This window comes from Stenotrophomonas genospecies 5 (assembly GCF_054473825.1).
Map to the genome: position 1 here is coordinate 3,186,489 of NZ_JBTMUW010000001.1, position 16,447 is coordinate 3,202,935.

Annotated in this window: 10 protein-coding genes; 4 read left to right on the top strand and 6 right to left on the bottom strand. The window is 69.2% G+C overall.

The features are described 5' to 3' along the window. Positions 1 to 78: 78 nt before the first annotated feature. Complete coding sequence (locus tag ACX9OW_RS14635) at positions 79 to 2,199, top strand: methyl-accepting chemotaxis protein (RefSeq protein WP_459062434.1); 2,121 nt, start codon at positions 79 to 81, stop codon at positions 2,197 to 2,199. A gap of 92 nt (positions 2,200 to 2,291) precedes the next feature. On the opposite strand, the gene ACX9OW_RS14640 is transcribed toward ACX9OW_RS14635, so the two are convergent. Continuing rightward, positions 2,292 to 3,194: a LysR family transcriptional regulator gene (locus ACX9OW_RS14640; RefSeq protein ID WP_053518115.1), complete on the bottom strand. Its 903-nt coding sequence runs from the start codon at positions 3,192 to 3,194 to the stop codon at positions 2,292 to 2,294. Positions 3,195 to 3,298: 104 nt separating this feature from the next. Between ACX9OW_RS14640 and ACX9OW_RS14645 the strand changes: the two genes are divergently transcribed. Then, the gene (locus tag ACX9OW_RS14645) at positions 3,299 to 4,513 is read left to right on the top strand and encodes an MFS transporter (RefSeq protein ID WP_053518114.1); all 1,215 of its coding nucleotides are present in this window, start codon (positions 3,299 to 3,301) and stop codon (positions 4,511 to 4,513) included. A gap of 129 nt (positions 4,514 to 4,642) precedes the next feature. Beyond that, positions 4,643 to 5,452, top strand: coding sequence for a 2,5-didehydrogluconate reductase DkgB (gene dkgB / locus ACX9OW_RS14650; protein ID WP_459062435.1), 810 nt, complete (start codon positions 4,643 to 4,645; stop codon positions 5,450 to 5,452). 115 nt (positions 5,453 to 5,567) lie between these two features. On the opposite strand, the gene ACX9OW_RS14655 is transcribed toward dkgB, so the two are convergent. The 3 genes from ACX9OW_RS14655 to mgtE form a co-directional block, all read right to left on the bottom strand. Further along, entirely contained in the window at positions 5,568 to 6,269 is a 702-nt protein-coding gene (locus tag ACX9OW_RS14655) for an alpha/beta fold hydrolase (RefSeq protein WP_459062436.1), read from the bottom strand. Between the two features lie 170 nt (positions 6,270 to 6,439). Next, positions 6,440 to 9,166, bottom strand: coding sequence for a bifunctional acetate--CoA ligase family protein/GNAT family N-acetyltransferase (locus ACX9OW_RS14660; protein ID WP_111187192.1), 2,727 nt, complete (start codon positions 9,164 to 9,166; stop codon positions 6,440 to 6,442). A 98-nt stretch (positions 9,167 to 9,264) separates the two neighbouring features. Further along, complete coding sequence (gene mgtE / locus ACX9OW_RS14665) at positions 9,265 to 10,635, bottom strand: magnesium transporter (protein WP_053518107.1); 1,371 nt, start codon at positions 10,633 to 10,635, stop codon at positions 9,265 to 9,267. 317 nt (positions 10,636 to 10,952) lie between these two features. Here mgtE and ACX9OW_RS14670 point away from each other — a divergent pair, with 317 nt between their 5' ends. Continuing rightward, positions 10,953 to 12,740: a monovalent cation:proton antiporter-2 (CPA2) family protein gene (locus ACX9OW_RS14670; RefSeq protein ID WP_065181433.1), complete on the top strand. Its 1,788-nt coding sequence runs from the start codon at positions 10,953 to 10,955 to the stop codon at positions 12,738 to 12,740. Between the two features lie 87 nt (positions 12,741 to 12,827). Here ACX9OW_RS14670 and ACX9OW_RS14675 read toward each other — a convergent pair whose 3' ends face one another. Together ACX9OW_RS14675 and ACX9OW_RS14680 are read right to left on the bottom strand one after the other, a co-directional pair. Continuing rightward, a complete protein-coding gene (locus tag ACX9OW_RS14675) occupies positions 12,828 to 16,172 on the bottom strand; it encodes an ankyrin repeat domain-containing protein (RefSeq protein WP_346480497.1) in 3,345 nt (1,114 codons plus the stop codon). Continuing rightward, a complete protein-coding gene (locus ACX9OW_RS14680) occupies positions 16,165 to 16,425 on the bottom strand; it encodes a YcgL domain-containing protein (RefSeq protein ID WP_053518100.1) in 261 nt (86 codons plus the stop codon). The genes ACX9OW_RS14675 and ACX9OW_RS14680 overlap by 8 nt, the downstream gene beginning before the upstream one ends. Positions 16,426 to 16,447 lie beyond the last annotated feature (22 nt).

The window sequence follows — 16,447 nt, forward strand, 5'->3', positions numbered from 1 at the left end:
TAATGTGATCCTTATCGCACTTCAGAGCACGCGAGATCAGGTCGATACCGCATCGCCCCCCTTCCGAGATCTCGCCCCATGAATGCCTCTCCCCATGCGCCGCGACTGCAGACGAAGCTGCTCGGCGCCGTATCCCTTGGCCTCGCCGTCATCCTGCTGTGTGCCTTGGCCGGCCTGGCGTCGGCCTGGCTGAAGCTGTCTGCCGAGGTGCCTGCCGAAGTCGCCCATGGCCGCGATGCCGAACGCCTGCAGCGCGAGTTCCGTGGCCAGGTGCAGGAATGGAAGAACGTGCTGCTGCGGGGCCACGATCCGGTCCTGCGCCAGCGTCATCTGGATGCATTCGACAGCGAAGGCAGAATCGTCGATGGACTGGCACGCGGGCTGGCCAGCAGCCCCGATTCGCGTACGCGCGAGCTCGCCCTCGCCTTCGCTGGCCTGCATGCGCAGCTGCAGAAGGACTATCACGCTGCCCTGCAGGCGTTTGCTGCGGCCGGCTACGATGCCACTGCCGGCGATACCCTGGTGCGGGGCAAGGACCGCGCGGTGGCCGCATCGCTGGACGCGCTGAGCACGCAGGCCGCCCGGGTGGCCGAGGCCGCGGTGGCCACGCGCGCGCAGCAGGCAAGGCAGATGCTGCTGCTGTGCGCGGTGCTGACCGTGGTCGCCGCTGCGCTGCTGCTGATGGGCCTGGCCTGGTGGCTGCGCCGCGCGGTGGTGCAACCGGTGCTGGCGGTGGAGGCGGCTGCGCGCGCCGTGGCCGCTGGCGACCTGCAGCACGTCGTGCAGGTTCGCAGCCGCGATGAAGTGGGCCGGCTGGCGCAGGCCATGCAGGCCGTGCAGGCCACGGTGGGCGGCGTGCTCGAGGCGCAGGCGGCAATGGCGAAGGCGCATGACGCCGGCTCGATCAGCTATCGCATGGATGCCAGCGCCTTCCCTGGCGCATTCGGAACCATGGTGGCCGACAGCAACGCGCTGGTCGACGCGCACATCCGGGTGAAGATGCGCGCGATCACGATCATGGGCCGCTATGCGGTGGGCGATCTCAGCGAGGACATGGAGCGCCTGCCAGGCGAGAAGGCCGTCATCACCGAAGCGCTGGATACTGCCAAGGCCAACCTTGGCACCATCAACGGCGAGATCCGCCGCCTTGCCGCCGCCGCTGCGGCCGGCGATTTCAGCCAGCGCGGTGACAGCGCGCGCTTCGAGCATGACTTCCGCGCGATGGTGGAGGGCCTGAACCAGCTCATGCAGACCACCGAGCAGAATCTCGGCGAGGTCTCAACGATGCTGCGCGCGATTGCCGATGGCCGGCTTGGCGCGCGCATGCACGGCAGCTTCCAGGGCGTGTTCGCCCGCATCGCTGGCGATGCCAACACGACTGCGGCGCAGCTGGCCACCATCGTCACCGACATCAAGCACACTTCGGGCAGCATCCATGCCGCGGCCGCCGAGATCGCCGCCGGCAACAACGACCTGTCGCGCCGCACCGAGCAGCAGGCTGCCAACCTGGAGGAGACGGCAGCATCGATGGAGGAACTGACCTCCACCGTGCGCCAGAACGCCGAGCACGCACGCCAGGCCAACCAGCTTGCGATCGGCGCGCACGAGGTTGCCTCGCAGGGGGGCGAGGTGGTCACGCAGGTGGTGGCGACGATGGGGGCGATCGAAGCTTCTTCGCGGCAGATCGCCGACATCATCAGCGTGATCGATGGCATCGCCTTCCAGACCAATATCCTGGCGTTGAACGCAGCGGTGGAGGCTGCGCGTGCCGGTGAGCAGGGCCGGGGCTTCGCCGTGGTGGCCAGTGAGGTGCGTACGCTGGCGCAGCGTTCAGCCAATGCGGCCAAGGAGATCAAGACGCTGATCGATACCTCGGTGGACCAGGTGGCCGATGGCGCACAACGCGTGCGCCAGGCGGGCATGACCATGGCTGAGATCGTCGCCTCGGTGCAGCGCGTGACCGACATCATGGCCGAGATCTCCGCCGCGTCGCAGGAACAGAGTGCAGGCATCGAACAGGTCAACCAGACCGTGGTGCAGATGGACGGCGCGACCCAGCAGAATGCCGCGCTGGTGGAAGAGGCCAGCGCCGCCGCGCGCAGCCTGGAGCAGCAGGCGGACCGGTTGATGGACGCGGTGGATGTGTTCGATCTGTCGCCCCCCGCGGCGAGCGGCGATGCGCTGGCGCGCGCGGCCTGAAGGACTGCATGGACCCTGTGCAGCCGAGCATGGGTCCGGCTCTGCCGAACGCGCAGGTAACGCCGGGCCATGCCCGGCGAGCGCGGCATGCCTCAGCGCAGGTAATCCGACTGCACCATCGCGTCACCGAGATGGTCCAGGAACGAGCTGATCCGCGCCGAGACCGCCGTGTTGCGGTAGTACACGGCGTGGATCGGCTGGTAGACATCCAGCGTCTGTGCAGCCAGTACCGGCACCAGCGTGCCGGCAGCACGGTCGCGTTCGGTGACGAAGTCCGACAGGCAGGTGATGCCCACCCCTTCCACCGCCAACCGGCGCAGGGTCTCGCCGCTGGATACGGCGATGTCCGGCCGTACCAGCAGCTGGCCGTCGGCGTCGCCCGGCACGGGCCAGCGGTTCAGCGATTCGGGTTCATTGAATCCCAGCAGCGTGTGCTGACCCAGCGCCGCCACGCTGGCCGGTTCACCGTGCTCGGCCAGGTAGCCCGGGCTGGCCAGCAGCTGCAGCCGGCAGCGGCCCAGCGAGCGCGCGTGCAGCGTTGAGTCGGCCAGTGGGCCGATGCGGATGGCCACGTCGGTGCGTCGTTCCAGCAGGTCGATGTAGCGTTCGGAACTGTTCAACTCCAGCTGCACCTCCGGGTATCGCGCGCGGTAGCCCGCCACCAGGGGGACGATCACGTGCAGCACGAACGGCATGGCCGCATCCACCCGCAGGCGTCCAGCCGGGCGCTCGCGGCGCGCCGCCATCTGCTCTTCGGCCGACTCCACCGCGTCGATGATCGCCCGTGCATGGCGCAGGTAGGCCTCGCCTTCGGCGGTCAGGTGCAGCCGGCGCGTGGTACGGGTCAGCAGCGTTGTACCCAGCTTGTCCTCCAGCCGCCCCAGCGCCCGGCTCACCCCGGAAGGGGTCTGACCCAGCTGCTCGGCGGCGGCACTGATCGAACCGCTGTCGATCACGGCCAGAAAGGCCTGCATTTCATCGAGGGTGGTCTTCATGGCGCCATTATTGACCACCAGGCAAGAGTGATTGGCGTGAAGACCGGTTTTTCGGCAAAGGTGGGCCGCGCACACTGCGCGCCTTCCTTCCTCCGGAGCCCGCCATGATCCGCGGCATTCCTCTCGCCCTGCTGGCGCTAACCCTGGGCGCCTTCGCCATCGGCACCACCGAATTCGTCATCGTCGGCCTGATTCCGACCATTGCCGCCGACCTGCAGGTCAGCCTGCCTTCGGCCGGCCTGCTGGTCTCGCTGTACGCCCTGGGCGTAGCCATCGGCGCGCCGGTGCTGACCGCGCTGACCGGCCGCGTGCCGCGCAAGACCCTGCTGGTGGCACTGATGGCGCTGTTCACGCTGGGCAACGTCATCGCCTGGATGGCACCGGGCTACGCCTCGCTGATTGTCGCCCGCATCCTGACCGGCCTCGCCCATGGCGTGTTCTTCTCGATCGGCTCGATCATCGCCACGGCGGTGGTGCCGAAAGAAAAGGCCGCCAGCGCGATCGCGATCATGTTCACCGGGCTGACCGTCGCACTGGTGACCGGCGTGCCGCTGGGCACCTTCATCGGCCAGCACCTGGGCTGGCGCGCGACCTTCCTGGCCGTGGCCGGCCTGGGTGTGATCGCCCTGGTCGGCGCGGCGCTGTTCGTGCCGCGCACTGTGCCGCAGAGCGCGCCCGCCCGCTTCCGCCAGCAGCTGGCCGTGCTGGCCCAGCCGCGCCTGCTGCTGGTCTACGCGATGACGGCACTGGGCTACGGCGGCACGTTCCTGGCCTTCACCTACCTGGCGCCCATCCTGCAGGACGTCACCGGCTTCTCGGCCAACGCGGTCAGCCTGGTGCTGCTGGTGTATGGCGTGTCGGTGGCGATCGGCAATCTGTGGGGCGGCCGCATGGCCGACCGCATGGGTCCGGTTCCGGCGCTCAGGCGCATCTTCGCCCTGCTGGCCATGGTCCTGTTGGCGCTCACCTTCACCGCCTACAACACGGTGTTGATGTTGCTGACGGTGCTGGCCCTGGGTGCGGTGGCCTTCGGCAACGTGCCCGGACTGCAGGTCTATGTGGTCAAGCAGGCGCAGCGCTACGCGCCGCAGGCCACCGACGTGGCATCCGGACTGAACATCGCTGCATTCAACATCGGCATCGCCCTGGGCGCATCGCTGGGCGGCCTGGTGGTGGAGAACGTCGGCCTGATGCATACGCCGTGGCTGGGCGCGCTGGTGGTGGTGGGTGCCTATGCATTGACCGTGCTCAGCGGCCGCCTGGACCGTCGGGACGGCATCGACGACCGCGCCGAGGGCACCGCGATCACCGCACACTGATACGACGCCGCTCACTACCGACGCATCTCCACGCCTGCGCAATGCACCGTTGCCGGCATGCATGCAGGCCCTGCCCTACCCTTGTGCGGATCTACCGCGCCCTTCCCCCCCATTAGCTGGAGTTCCCCCATGACTGTCCCCGCTTTCGGTCTCGGCACCTTCCGCCTGAAAGGCCAGACTGTGATCGACTCGGTACGCAACGCACTGGACGTTGGTTACCGCGCCATCGATACCGCGCAGATCTACGACAACGAGGCCGAGGTCGGCCAGGCCATCGCCGAATCCGGCGTGCCGCGTGACGAGATCTACCTGACCACCAAGGTCTGGATCACCGAGTTCAAGCGCGATGCGCTGCTGGCCAGCCTGCACGACAGCCTGAAGAAGCTGCGCACCGACCATGTCGACCTGGCGCTGATCCACTGGCCCTCACCGAACGACAAGGTCGACGTGCCGATGGAGGAGTACCTGCCGGCGCTGGCCGAAGCCAGGGCGCAGGGCCTCACCAGGGAGATCGGCATCTCCAACTTCACCATCGCGCAGACGCGCAAGGCAATCGGCATCCTCGGCGCCGACGCCATCGCCACCAATCAGGTCGAGATCCATCCCTACCTGCAGAATCGCCTGCTGGTGAAGTTCCTGCAGGAAAACGGCATCCCTGTCACCGCCTACATGAGCCTGGCCTATGGCGAAGTCATCAAGGACCCGGTGATCCAGGCCATCGCCGGCCGCCACCAGGCCACGCCGGCACAGATCGCACTGGCATGGGCACTGCAGGAGGGCTTTGCGGTGATTCCGTCCTCGACCCGGCGCGAGAACCTGGCCTCCAATCTGGAAGCGGCGGCCATCCGTTTGACCGAGGAGGACATGGCACAGATTGCCAGGCTCGACCGCGGGCATCGGCTGGCCAATCCGGAAGGCATCGCGCCGGCCTGGGACTGAGCCGAAGCCGCCGGGCACGGCCCGGCGCTACCGGACGATGACGATGGGGCCGCCGGGCGCGCTCCGGCGCTACCGGATTGCCACAGGTAGCGCCGGGCCATGCCCGGCGGGCCCTTCAGTCCTGCAGCAGCCACCCGCGCATCGCCGCACTGACCTCATCCGGCTTCTCCATCGGCGCCAGGTGCCCGCAGTCGGGCACCACCACCAGCTGCGAGTGCGGTACCAGCGCGTGCATCTCCTCGCTCACCGCCAATGGCGTGATGCGGTCGTTGACACCGCACACGATCAGCAGCGGATCGCGATATCCGGCCAGCACATCGTGGCCGTCACGACGTTCCAGCGCGCTCTGTCGCAGGAACACCTCCGCGCCAAGACGCGCCGTCATGTCGCGCACGCGCTGCACCAGTACATAGTCGTCCAGCCGCGAGGCATCGATGTAGCTGCGCATCAGGGCGTCACCGAATCCATGGAACTTCCCGGGCAGGCGCACGCTGGCGCGCTGGCTGCGACGCTGCTCGGCGCGCTCCGGCGAATCGGCGTGGATCGAGGTGTCGATCAGCGCCAGCCGCAGCACCCGCTCCGGTGCGACGCGCAGGATCTGCTGGGCAACGAAGCCTCCCAGCGAGAACCCGGCCAGCGCGAAGCGCGCAGGTGCCTGCGCCAGCACATCCTCGGCCACCGCCTGCAGGGTCGCGCCGCGGGTCTGGTCGCCCACGCTGCACTCGGCGATATCGGCCAGGTCGGCCAGCTGCGCGCGCCACAGCTCGGCATCGTTGAGCAGGCCGGGGAGCAGCAGCAAGGGGATGCGGTCAGTCATGGCCCGCATTGTCGCAACCGCACGGACGGTATGCCACGATCACTTCGGCGTTACGACGCCGCCGATGGGATGACCGGCGTGTCCGGAGTGCCGTGCTACCGCAGGGCGGTGGTTGAGCGATTGCGATGGGGGACCGCCGGGCACGGCCCGGCGCTGCCGATGAGGAACCCTCACGCCACCGGCGGCACCTCGGGAACGTCCACCTGCTGCACCGGCAGGGTCACCATCATCACCGTCGGGTCGTCCGGGTCCAGCCGGGTCTTGAAGCCCAGGCTCTGGCACATCGCCAGCATGGTGCTGTTCTCGCGCAGCACCTGTCCCTCGACCACGTGCAGCCCCAGCCACTTCGCATACTCGATCATGATCGCCATCAGTCGCCAGCCAATGCCATGGCCCTTCAGGTCGGAGCGGATCAGGATGCCGTACTCGCCGCGGTGATAATCCGCATCCGCGTGCAGGCGCACGGCGCCGAGCATCTCGCCGCTGCGCGGTTCGATGGCCACCAGCGCGATCGAGCGCGCATAGTCGAGCTGGGTCAGACGGGCGATGAACTCGTGGCTGAAGTGCTTCACCGACTGGAAGAAGCGCAGGCGCAGATCCTCGTCGCTGACCCGGGCAAAGAACGCGCGGAACAGCGCGTCGTCCTCGGGGCGCACCGGGCGCACGAAGGCGTGACCGCCATCGGACAGCTCGATGGTGCGCTCCCACTCCTTCGGATACGGGAACACCGAGAAGCGCGGATGGCCGCGACCCTTGTGCAGGATGCGCGAAGGCGCGATGGCGACGCGTGCATCGAGAGCGAGAATGCCCTTGCCATCGACCAGCAGCGGATTGATATCCAGCGTGCGCACTTCCGGAATGTCGGCGGCCAGCTGCGCCAGTTTCACCAGCGCCAGGGCCAGTGCGCGCTCATCGGCAGCGGGAACATCGCCATAGGCCTTGAGGATCCGCGACGCACGGGTACGCCCGATCAGCTCGTGGGCCAGGCGCAGATCCAGCGGCGGCAAGGCCAGTGCCTTGTCGTTGATCACCTCCACCGCCGTGCCGCCGCGACCGACCACGATCACCGGGCCGAAGGTCGCGTCATCGGCGATGCCCACGATCAGTTCACGCGCTTTCGGGCGGACGATGGTCGGCTGCACCAGCAGACCGTCGATGCGTGCATCCGGGCGCAGCTGGCGTGCACGCGACAGGATCGCCTTGGCCGCAGCCTGCACCGCCGGCAGCGTCGACAGGTTCAGGCGCACGCCGTCCACTTCGGACTTGTGCGGGATGTCCGGTGACAGGATCTTCAAGGCGACGGTCGCACCCCGCTCCAGCAGCGGCTGCGCCAGATCCATGGCCTCGTGCGCGTCGCGCGCATGCATCACCGGCGCGGAGGGAATGCCATAGGCCTTCAGCAGCTCGTGCGTGGCCAACGGGTCCAGCCACTGCTGGCCGTTGGCCAGCGCGGCCTCGACCAGCGTGCGCGCCGCGGCCGCATCCACGCTGAAGTCCTGCGGCAGGCTCGGCGGGGTTTCCATCAGTGCGTTCTGCGCTTCCCGATAGCGCACCAGATGCTGGAAGCCACGTACCGCTTCGGCTTCGGTGGGATAGGTCGGCACGCGCGCCGCATTGAGCGTGGCGGTGGCCTGGTCATCGTTGCCCAGCCACACGGCGAACACCGGCTTGTCACGATGGTGGCGCGGGCGCAGGCCGAGCGTGCGGGTCAGCGCCTGCGCGGCGTCGGCCGAGGAGGTGAACGCCGTCGGTACGTTGACCACCATCACCGCATCGTTCTCGTTGTCGGCCAGCAGGGCCTCGATGGCCGCGGCATAGCGATCACCATCGGCATCCACCACGATATCCACTGGATTGCTGCGCGACCAGCCCTGCGGCAGCACCGCATCGAGCTTTTCGACCGTGCTGTCGGACAGGTTCGCCAGGGTTCCGCGCAGCGCGGCCAGCTGGTCCACGGCCAGCCGGCCGACGCCGCCCCCATTGCTGAGGATGGCCAGCCGACGGCCCGGGAAGGTACCCAGCCGGCCCAGGGTCTCTGCGGCGGTGAACAGCTCGTCCAGGGCACCCACGCGCAGCAGGCCGGCGCGGTTGAACGCAGCGCCGTAGACATCATCGGCTCGTGCAAGCGCCTGCACATGGGTATCACGGCTGCCAGGCTGCACGCGCTCGCTGCGGCCGGACTTCACCACCACCACGGGCTTGGCGCGTGCGGCCGCACGCGCCGCCGACATGAATTTGCGCGCGTCCTTGATCTGTTCGACGTAGAGCAGGATGGCGCGCGTGCGGTAATCGGTGGCGAAATAGTCCAGCAGATCGCCGAAGTCGACGTCCAGCGTATCGCCCAGCGAGACCACGGCGGAGAATCCCACCGAACGCGCCACGCCCCATTCCACCAGCGCCGCGGCGATCGCCGAGGACTCGGAGATCAACGCAAGATCGCCAGCCTGCGGGAAGTGTGCGGCGATGCTGGCGTTGAGCCGTGCATGCGGCGCGATCACACCCAGGCAATGCGGGCCCAGGATGCGCAGACCGTGCCGGCGGGCCACGGCCTCCACCTGCGCCGACAGTGAACCCGGGCCATCCCCCAGGTGCGCGGTGAGGATGATCGCCGCCTGCACACCCCGCTCGGCCGCGGTACGCACCACCTGCGGCACGATGGCGGCCGGCGCGGTGATCACCACGAGATCCGGCACCCAGTCCAGATCCTTCAGCCGCTTCACCGTGCGGATGCCATCGATTTCGGCATGGCGCGGGTTGATCCACGCCACCTTGCCGGGGAAGCCCGTACCGCGCAGGTTGCGCATCACCGCGCGGCCGGCCGAGCGCTCGCGCGGACTGCCGCCGATCACTGCGACCGACTGCGGGCGGAACACTGACTGCAGGTGGTAGGTGCTCATGCGCCTACGGTACACGCACCCGCGCAACAGGCGCATGATCCAGCGCAACAAAGCAGGCGGGGGATGCGGCGCCCCGCCGCATGCGGGGCGACAGGGCCCTACAGCAGCGTGCCGCGCAGGATCATCGCGGCGATGCTGAAATAGATCACCAGCCCGGTCACGTCGACCAGCGTGGCCACGAACGGGGCGGATGCGCTGGCCGGGTCGAATCCCAGCCGCTTGAGCACGAACGGCAGCATCGAACCCGACAATGACCCGAAGGTGACGATGCCCACCAGCGCCGCACCGATCGTGATCGCCAGCAGCACCCAGTGCTCGCCGTAGTCGTGCAGGCCACCCAGCTGCCAGATGACGATGCGGACGATCGCCAGGGCACCGAGAATGGCACCCAGCACCATGCCGGTCGGAATCTCGCGCAGGGCCACCTTCCACCAGTCGCGCAGGCGCAGCTCGCGCAGCGCCAGGCTGCGGATCAGCAGCGAGGTGGCCTGCGAGCCGGAATTGCCGCCGGAACTCATGATCAACGGGATGAACAACGTCAGCACCACCGCGCGTGCCAGTTCGTCCTCGTAGTGCTGCATGGCGCTGGCCGTCAGCATCTCGCCCAGGAACAGCACGCTCAGCCAGCCGGCGCGCTTGCGCAGCATCTCCAGGAAGCCGATCTGCATGTACGGCTTGTCCAGCGCTTCCATGCCGCCGAACTTGTGCGCGTCTTCGGTGGATTCCTCGATCAGCGCATCAAGCACGTCGTCCACGGTGACGATGCCCAGCATCCGCTGGCTGGCATCGACCACCGGAATGGCCAGCAGGTCGTGGCGACGGATCAGCCGCGCCACCTCTTCCTGGTCCATCAACGCGTCCACGGTTACTGGCGGATTGACCTGGGCCACCTCGAGGATCGACTCCTCGGGCAGGCCGGTGATCAGGCGGCGCATGGTCACCACCTGCTGCAGACGCTGGCTGGCCGGGTCCAGGACGTAGATCGCGTACACCGTCTCGCGCGTGCGCTCGACCTGGCGGATGTGCTGCAGCGTCTGCGCCACCGTCCAGCTGGCCGGCACGGCGACGTACTCGGTGGTCATCAGCGCACCGGCCGTGTTTGGCGGGTAGCCGAGCAGCGTCTGGATGGCCTGGCGGGCATCGGCGCCAAGCAACGGGATCAGCCGCGCGCGCTCGTCCTCATCCAGTTCGTGAACGATGTCGGTGGCGCGGTCGTCGGCCATCAGCCCGAGCAGCGCAGCGGCCCGCGCCGGCGGCAGCGCGGCCACCAGCTCGCCGCTGCGATGCAGTTCGGGGGCTTCCAGCATCTTCACTGCACGCGGCAGCGGCAGCGCCGCCAGCGTGTCGGCAGCGCGCTGCAGCTCCAGCGTGTTGAGGAACTCCACCGCGTCGGCGGTGTTGTAGTCCGCCAGCGGTGCCGCCAATGCAGCGGCATCGGCCACTGGACGCAGCAATTGCTTCTGGTTCATCGGTTTGCCTTGTGGGGTGCGACCTCGCGCAACGCCAACGCAGGCGAACCGTCCCGATGTCAGGCGGTGGCCATCGCTGGCGTCGAACGAGGTCGACTTCTACTGTCGCTGGACATGGGTTGGGAACTCCGGGATGCGTGTGCCGGCGGCAGGCCGCCAGCGGCGGGCAGTCTGGACCTGCCGGCCGCGCAGGTCAACCCGCAGCGGCCATTGCCGCGCGTGCACGATGCGGCGCGCATAATGTCGCAGCGGCGTCCGCCGCCCCTCTCCTCCCCGCACCCACGTACGGCAGGCCTCTGCGATGACCAGGTATTCCCATGCATAGCGGCGGTCTGGAACTGGCCCTGGTCCTGCTGCTGGCGGCCGTCATCGCGGTGCCGGTGTTCAAGCGCTTCGGCTTCGGCGCGGTACTGGGCTACCTGGCCGCGGGGGTGGTGCTGGGGCCGGATGGGCTGGGCTTCGTGCAGGACGCCGACCGCATCCTCGGTGCGGCCGAGATCGGCGTGGTGATGCTGCTGTTCGTGATCGGGCTGGAACTGTCGCCGGCCCGCCTGAAGGTGATGCGGCGCTCGGTGTTCGGCGCCGGTGCCGCGCAGGTGGCGCTGTCCGGCCTGGTACTGGGCGGCCTGCTGCTGCTGGATCACTTCCAGTGGAAGAGCGCGCTGGTGGTGGGCGTGGCGCTGGCGCTGTCCTCCACTGCCGTGGGCCTGCAGCTGCTGTCCGAGCACAAGGCGATCAACAGCGACCACGGCCGGCTCGGCTTTGCCATCCTGCTGTTCCAGGACCTGATCGCGATCCCGCTGCTGGCGGCCATCCCGCTGCTGGGCGGCGTCAAGAACCAGACGCTGCGTTGGGAGGATGCCGCAGTGGCGCTGGGCGCGCTGGCCGTGGTGATCCTGTGCGGGCGGCCGGTCCTGCGCCGGCTGTTCGGTGTCATCGCCCGTACCCGCAGCCCGGAGGTATTCACCGCCACCGCCCTGCTGGTCGTGCTGGGCACGGCGTGGTTCATGCAGGAGGCCGGCCTGAGCCCCAGCCTGGGTGCGTTCCTGGCCGGCGTGCTGCTGTCCGATTCCGAGTTCCGGCACGAGCTGGAAGCGCAGATCGAGCCGTTCAAGGGCCTGCTGCTGGGCCTGTTCTTCATCGCCGTCGGCATGGGCATCGATCTCGACCGCATCGCCGCCGAGCCGTGGCTGATCGCCGCCGGTGTGGCCATCCTGCTGGTGGTCAAGTTCAGTCTGCTGTATGCCATCGGCCGCATCGCCCGGCTGGGTTCGCGGCAATCGCTGCTGCTGGGCAGCGTGCTGTGGCTGGGCGGCGAGTTCGCCTTCGTGGTCTTCAACGAGGCGCAGCGCGCGCATCTGCTGGGCAACGCCAACCACGACCGGCTGGTGGCCATTGTCGGCCTGTCGATGGCGATCACGCCGCTGCTGATGATCGCCCTGATGCGGCTGCTCGGGCAGGAGAAGGTAGCCCCGCGCGCCGCGGCCGACGCCGACAAGGTCGCGCCGGACAACCGGCCGAAAGTCCTGATTGCCGGCATGGGCCGCGTCGGCCAGGTGATCGCGCGCCTGCTGACCGCACAGAAGGTGCCGTTCGTCGCACTGGAAGCGAACCCGGACACGGTGGCCGACCTGCGTCGCTTCGGCAACCAGCTCTACTATGGCGATCCGACGCGCCCGGAGATGCTGCGCGCCGCCGGTGGTGAACATATCGATGTGTTCGTGATCACCGTGGACGACCCGGAGACCAATCTGCGTGCGGTACGGATGGTGCGGCGCCTGTATCCGGAGGCGAAGGTGCTGGCACGTGCGCGCAACCGCCAGCACGCATGGCGACTGATGGACATGTCGGCCGAGCCGTTCCGCGAAGTGTTCGCTACCAGCCTGGAAATGAGCGGTCGCGTGCTGACCGCGCTGGGGGTGGCACCCGATGTTGCCCAACGCCATGTGCAGCGCTTCCGCGAACACGACGAACAGCTGCTGCGCGACCAGTACCTGGTGTACGACGACGAGGCGGCCGTGATCCAGACCTCGCGCGATGCCCGCAACGACCTGATGCATCTGTTCGAGGCCGACGCGGAAAGCGACGGCGACACGCAGCGGTGACGGCGAAAGGGCTGCCGAGCATCGTCGGCATTCCGCATGATCGGGGTCAGAGCCCTTTCCAACGGAAAGGGTTCTGACCCCCGATTCTCAGCCGTTGTCGCGCAGGAACCGGGCCATCGAGGACACGCCCGGTACGCGCGGCTCGAACTCGCCGGCAACGTCGATGAAGCCACGCATCACGGCGATCTCGCGCGGACTGCGGTTCAGGCTGTCCCGCACGTCTGGGTCGGCGCCGGCACGCAGCAGGCGCTGTACCAGCAGCGGCAGGCCGTGCAGCGCCGCCAGGTGCAGCGGGCCGAAACCACGCGGATCGCGCACGTCCAGGCTGACATCCTCTTCCAGCAGACGCTCCACCGCGGCCATCACCACCTGCTCGTCGCAGGCCGTACCCGGCTCGGCGCGCGCTCCCAGCAGCAGCAGCAGCGGTGTGACCGAACCGGCGGCGGCCTGGTCCGGTTCGGCACCGGCCAGCAGCAGCGTGTCCAGCAACGCCAGCAACCGCGGGCGGTCACGTGCGCTGAAGCCGTACAGGGCCGCGCAGTGCAGCGGGCCCAGTTGCTGCGCGTCTCCGGCGTGTACATCGGCACCTGCGGTCAGCAGGCGCGCAGCGATGTCCGGCAGGCCCAGCGCGGAGGCCAGCATCAGCACGGTCACTCCCCCCGGCAGCCGGTGTTCGAGCTTGGCACCGGCATCGAGCAGGGCCGACACGATCTCGACCTGGCGCATACTGACCGCGGCCGACAACGGCGTTGCGCCGCTGGCCGCTGCGTGCTGCGGATCGGCGCCCCGTGCCAGCAGCAGGTCGGTCACCGCCAGATGGCCGCCGCCGGCGGCACGTAGCAGCGCCGTGCAGCCCTGCGCATCCACGGCATCAACGGCGAACCCCAGATCGATCAGGCGACGCACCGCATCGACATCGCCGGCCATCGCCGCAGAGGGCAGGTCGGCATCGCGCAGGGTACGGCGTGGCAGTGGCCACACCCGCCAGTCCAGCCAGTCGGCCAGATCACGACGACCACTCGACAGCGCCACACCCAGGGGGGTCTGGCCATCGGCGGCGCGTGCCTCCGGCGAGGCGCCGTGCTGTACCAGCAGCTTCAGCGCACCTTCCCGGGCCAGCGCGGTCGCCAGGTGCAGGGCGGTCATGCCATGGCTGTCGCGCGCCTCACGGTCGACACCAGTCTTGAGCAGGGCCTGCTGCAGGCGCAGCCAGCCCAGGCGCACCGCCAACGACAGCGGCGGATCGCCTGCCGGCGATGCGGCGAACGGATCAGCACCCCGCTCCAGCAGTTCCAGCGCCAGCTGTTCCAGTCCGCGGGCCGCCTGATCGTGCTGCGCGCAGGCGGCCAGGAAACGGGCCAGGCCGCCGCGGCCGGCCGGCGACAGGCCATGCTGCAGCATGACCTGCAGCGCCGGCACCGCATCGACGCCGCGCGACAGCAGCGCGAACATCGGCGTGTCGGCGCAGGCATCTCGCACATAGGGATCGGCACCATGGGCCAGCAGCCAATCCACGGCACGCGGCTCCAGCGCCAGCTCCGGATCCAGCAGCAGGCTGCCCAGCTCCTGCGGCTGGCACAGCCTGGCCAGGGCGGCCATGCCGTCGGTGTTGCCGAAGCCCAGTGCTTCACGCAGCAGGGTCAGCGGCGGCCGATCAGGCAGCAGGCCACTGGCGCTGGCGGCCTCACCGCGCTCGGCCAGGCCATCGCTGACCGCCGCAGGCAGCGGATAGGACGGATCAAGCAGCGCGACGATGGCCCAGCGACCGGCTTCGGCCGCGTAGTCGACCGCACGCCGACCGACCGGATCGGCCGCATCGGCGGTGATGCCCAGTTCGACCAGGCGCTTGACCAGCAGGGGCGAAACCGTATCGGCCATGGCCGCCAGCTGCACCGCGTTGCGGCCCTCGCCATCGACAGCCACCAGGTCGGGCTTGTGCGGCAGGAGGTGTTCGATGACGGCGGCGCGACCGGCACGCGCGGCCTCCAGCCACGGCGTGCGACCGAGCGCGTCGCGTGCTTCCAGGTTTGCACCGGCAGCGAGCAGCACGCCGATGATTTCAACGTGGCCGGCCAGGGCCGCTTCGTGCAGTGCGCTGCGACGCTGGCGGTCGCGCGCATCCGCACGCGCCTTGTGCTTGAGCAGCAGCTGCACGCCGGCCGGATCATCGTCTTCGGTGGCGGCTGCGGCGAGCAGGACCGGCGTGCCGTCCGCCGGCTCGGTGCGGGCACCGCGTTCGAGCAGGAAGCGGGCCAGGCGCCAGTTGCCTACCTGGCAGGCCACGGCCAGCGGGGACCAGCCCTCGTGGTTGAGTGCATCCACTTCGGCCGCGGCATCGCGCAGCAGCGCGGCAACGCCGGGGTCGGAGCTTCGAGCCGCGTGGTGCAGCGGCGTGTTGCCCTCGCTGTCGGTAGCGCGAGAATCGGCGCCATTGGCCAGCAGGGTCATCACGGCTTCGGGGCGACCATGCCAGCTGTCGCGGGTGGCCGCCAGCAGCGGCGTCATGCCCCGGTGCGGCGCGTTCACATCGACCCCGCGGGCAATCAGTTCACGCAGCAGGCGCAGGTCCGGCAACACCGCCGCCAGTACCGCCAGGCTGCGCTGATCACGCCAGTTCGGGTCCGGCAACGCGTGCGGGTCCGCGCCGGCCTGCAGCAGCTGCAGCGCCCGGTCGATGCGACCGTGGCGCGCCGCTTCATGCAGCGCAGGCGTCAGTTCCTGCGGGGCCATCGCCTCCAGCGGCGTGGTCTCGCTGGCAGCGGGGAACAGCGGCGCGTGTGTCGCACCGGCATCGGCCAGCGGGCCCGGGTTCACGCGCAGCGACACCAGTGGCGCCGGTGCGACCCGCTGCAGCAGCAGATGCAGCAACGGCGACCCCAGCAGCACGGTCAACGTGGCGGGCCAGCGCGCGCTTTCCGGCAGCAGCCCTGGCCATGCCGGCAACACCACCAGTGCGGCCAGCGCGATCACCAGCGCGGCCACGACAAGGCCACGCCAGGCGGTGAGGTCACGGCCGGCCAACGCCTGCCAGTGCTGCGCCAGGCTGCCATCCAGCCGCTCGACATCATTCCACAGCGGCCACGTACGCCAGGCCGCCAGCAAACCGGCACTGACCAGCACGCTCAGCCCGAGCACCGCCGCCAGGCTGCCGCTGTCGCGCAGTGCCGCCAGCGGCCAGGCCAGCAGCAGGGCCAGCAGTACCGGCGCGGCGGTCCACAGCGCCAGCAGGGCCGGCAGGTCCTGCTGCGCGATCAACTTCGGCGGCAGTACCGCACGGCTGCGCCGCCACCACGAAATGCCCAGGGCATACGCCGGCTGCGCCAGCGCAGCAAGCACCGCCCCCGGCAGGCCGCCGACGGCGGCACCCAGCGCCAGCAGGGCACCCAGGACGAAGGCGATCGACAGGGCGCGCGGACGGGAAAGCTCAGTCATTGTGGCGCGGCATCATGCTGGTCACCGACGGCGGCACCTGCAGGTAGAACCCGCGTTCGCTCATTTCGCTGCGCACCTTGGCCGGATCGGCCTGGGCGAGGCGGCGCTGCGGCTCCAGGGCCACGTCCAGGACGAAGGTGAGCGTGCCCAGCGACGCCACCAGCGGCGCAGGCAGCGCGCTGAAGTCATCGCGTCGGGGAACGTAGACGAAGGTGTCCGGCTTGAGTTGGCTTTTATAGACGTAGGCGTGCATGTCCACGGGACGATAACCCGGG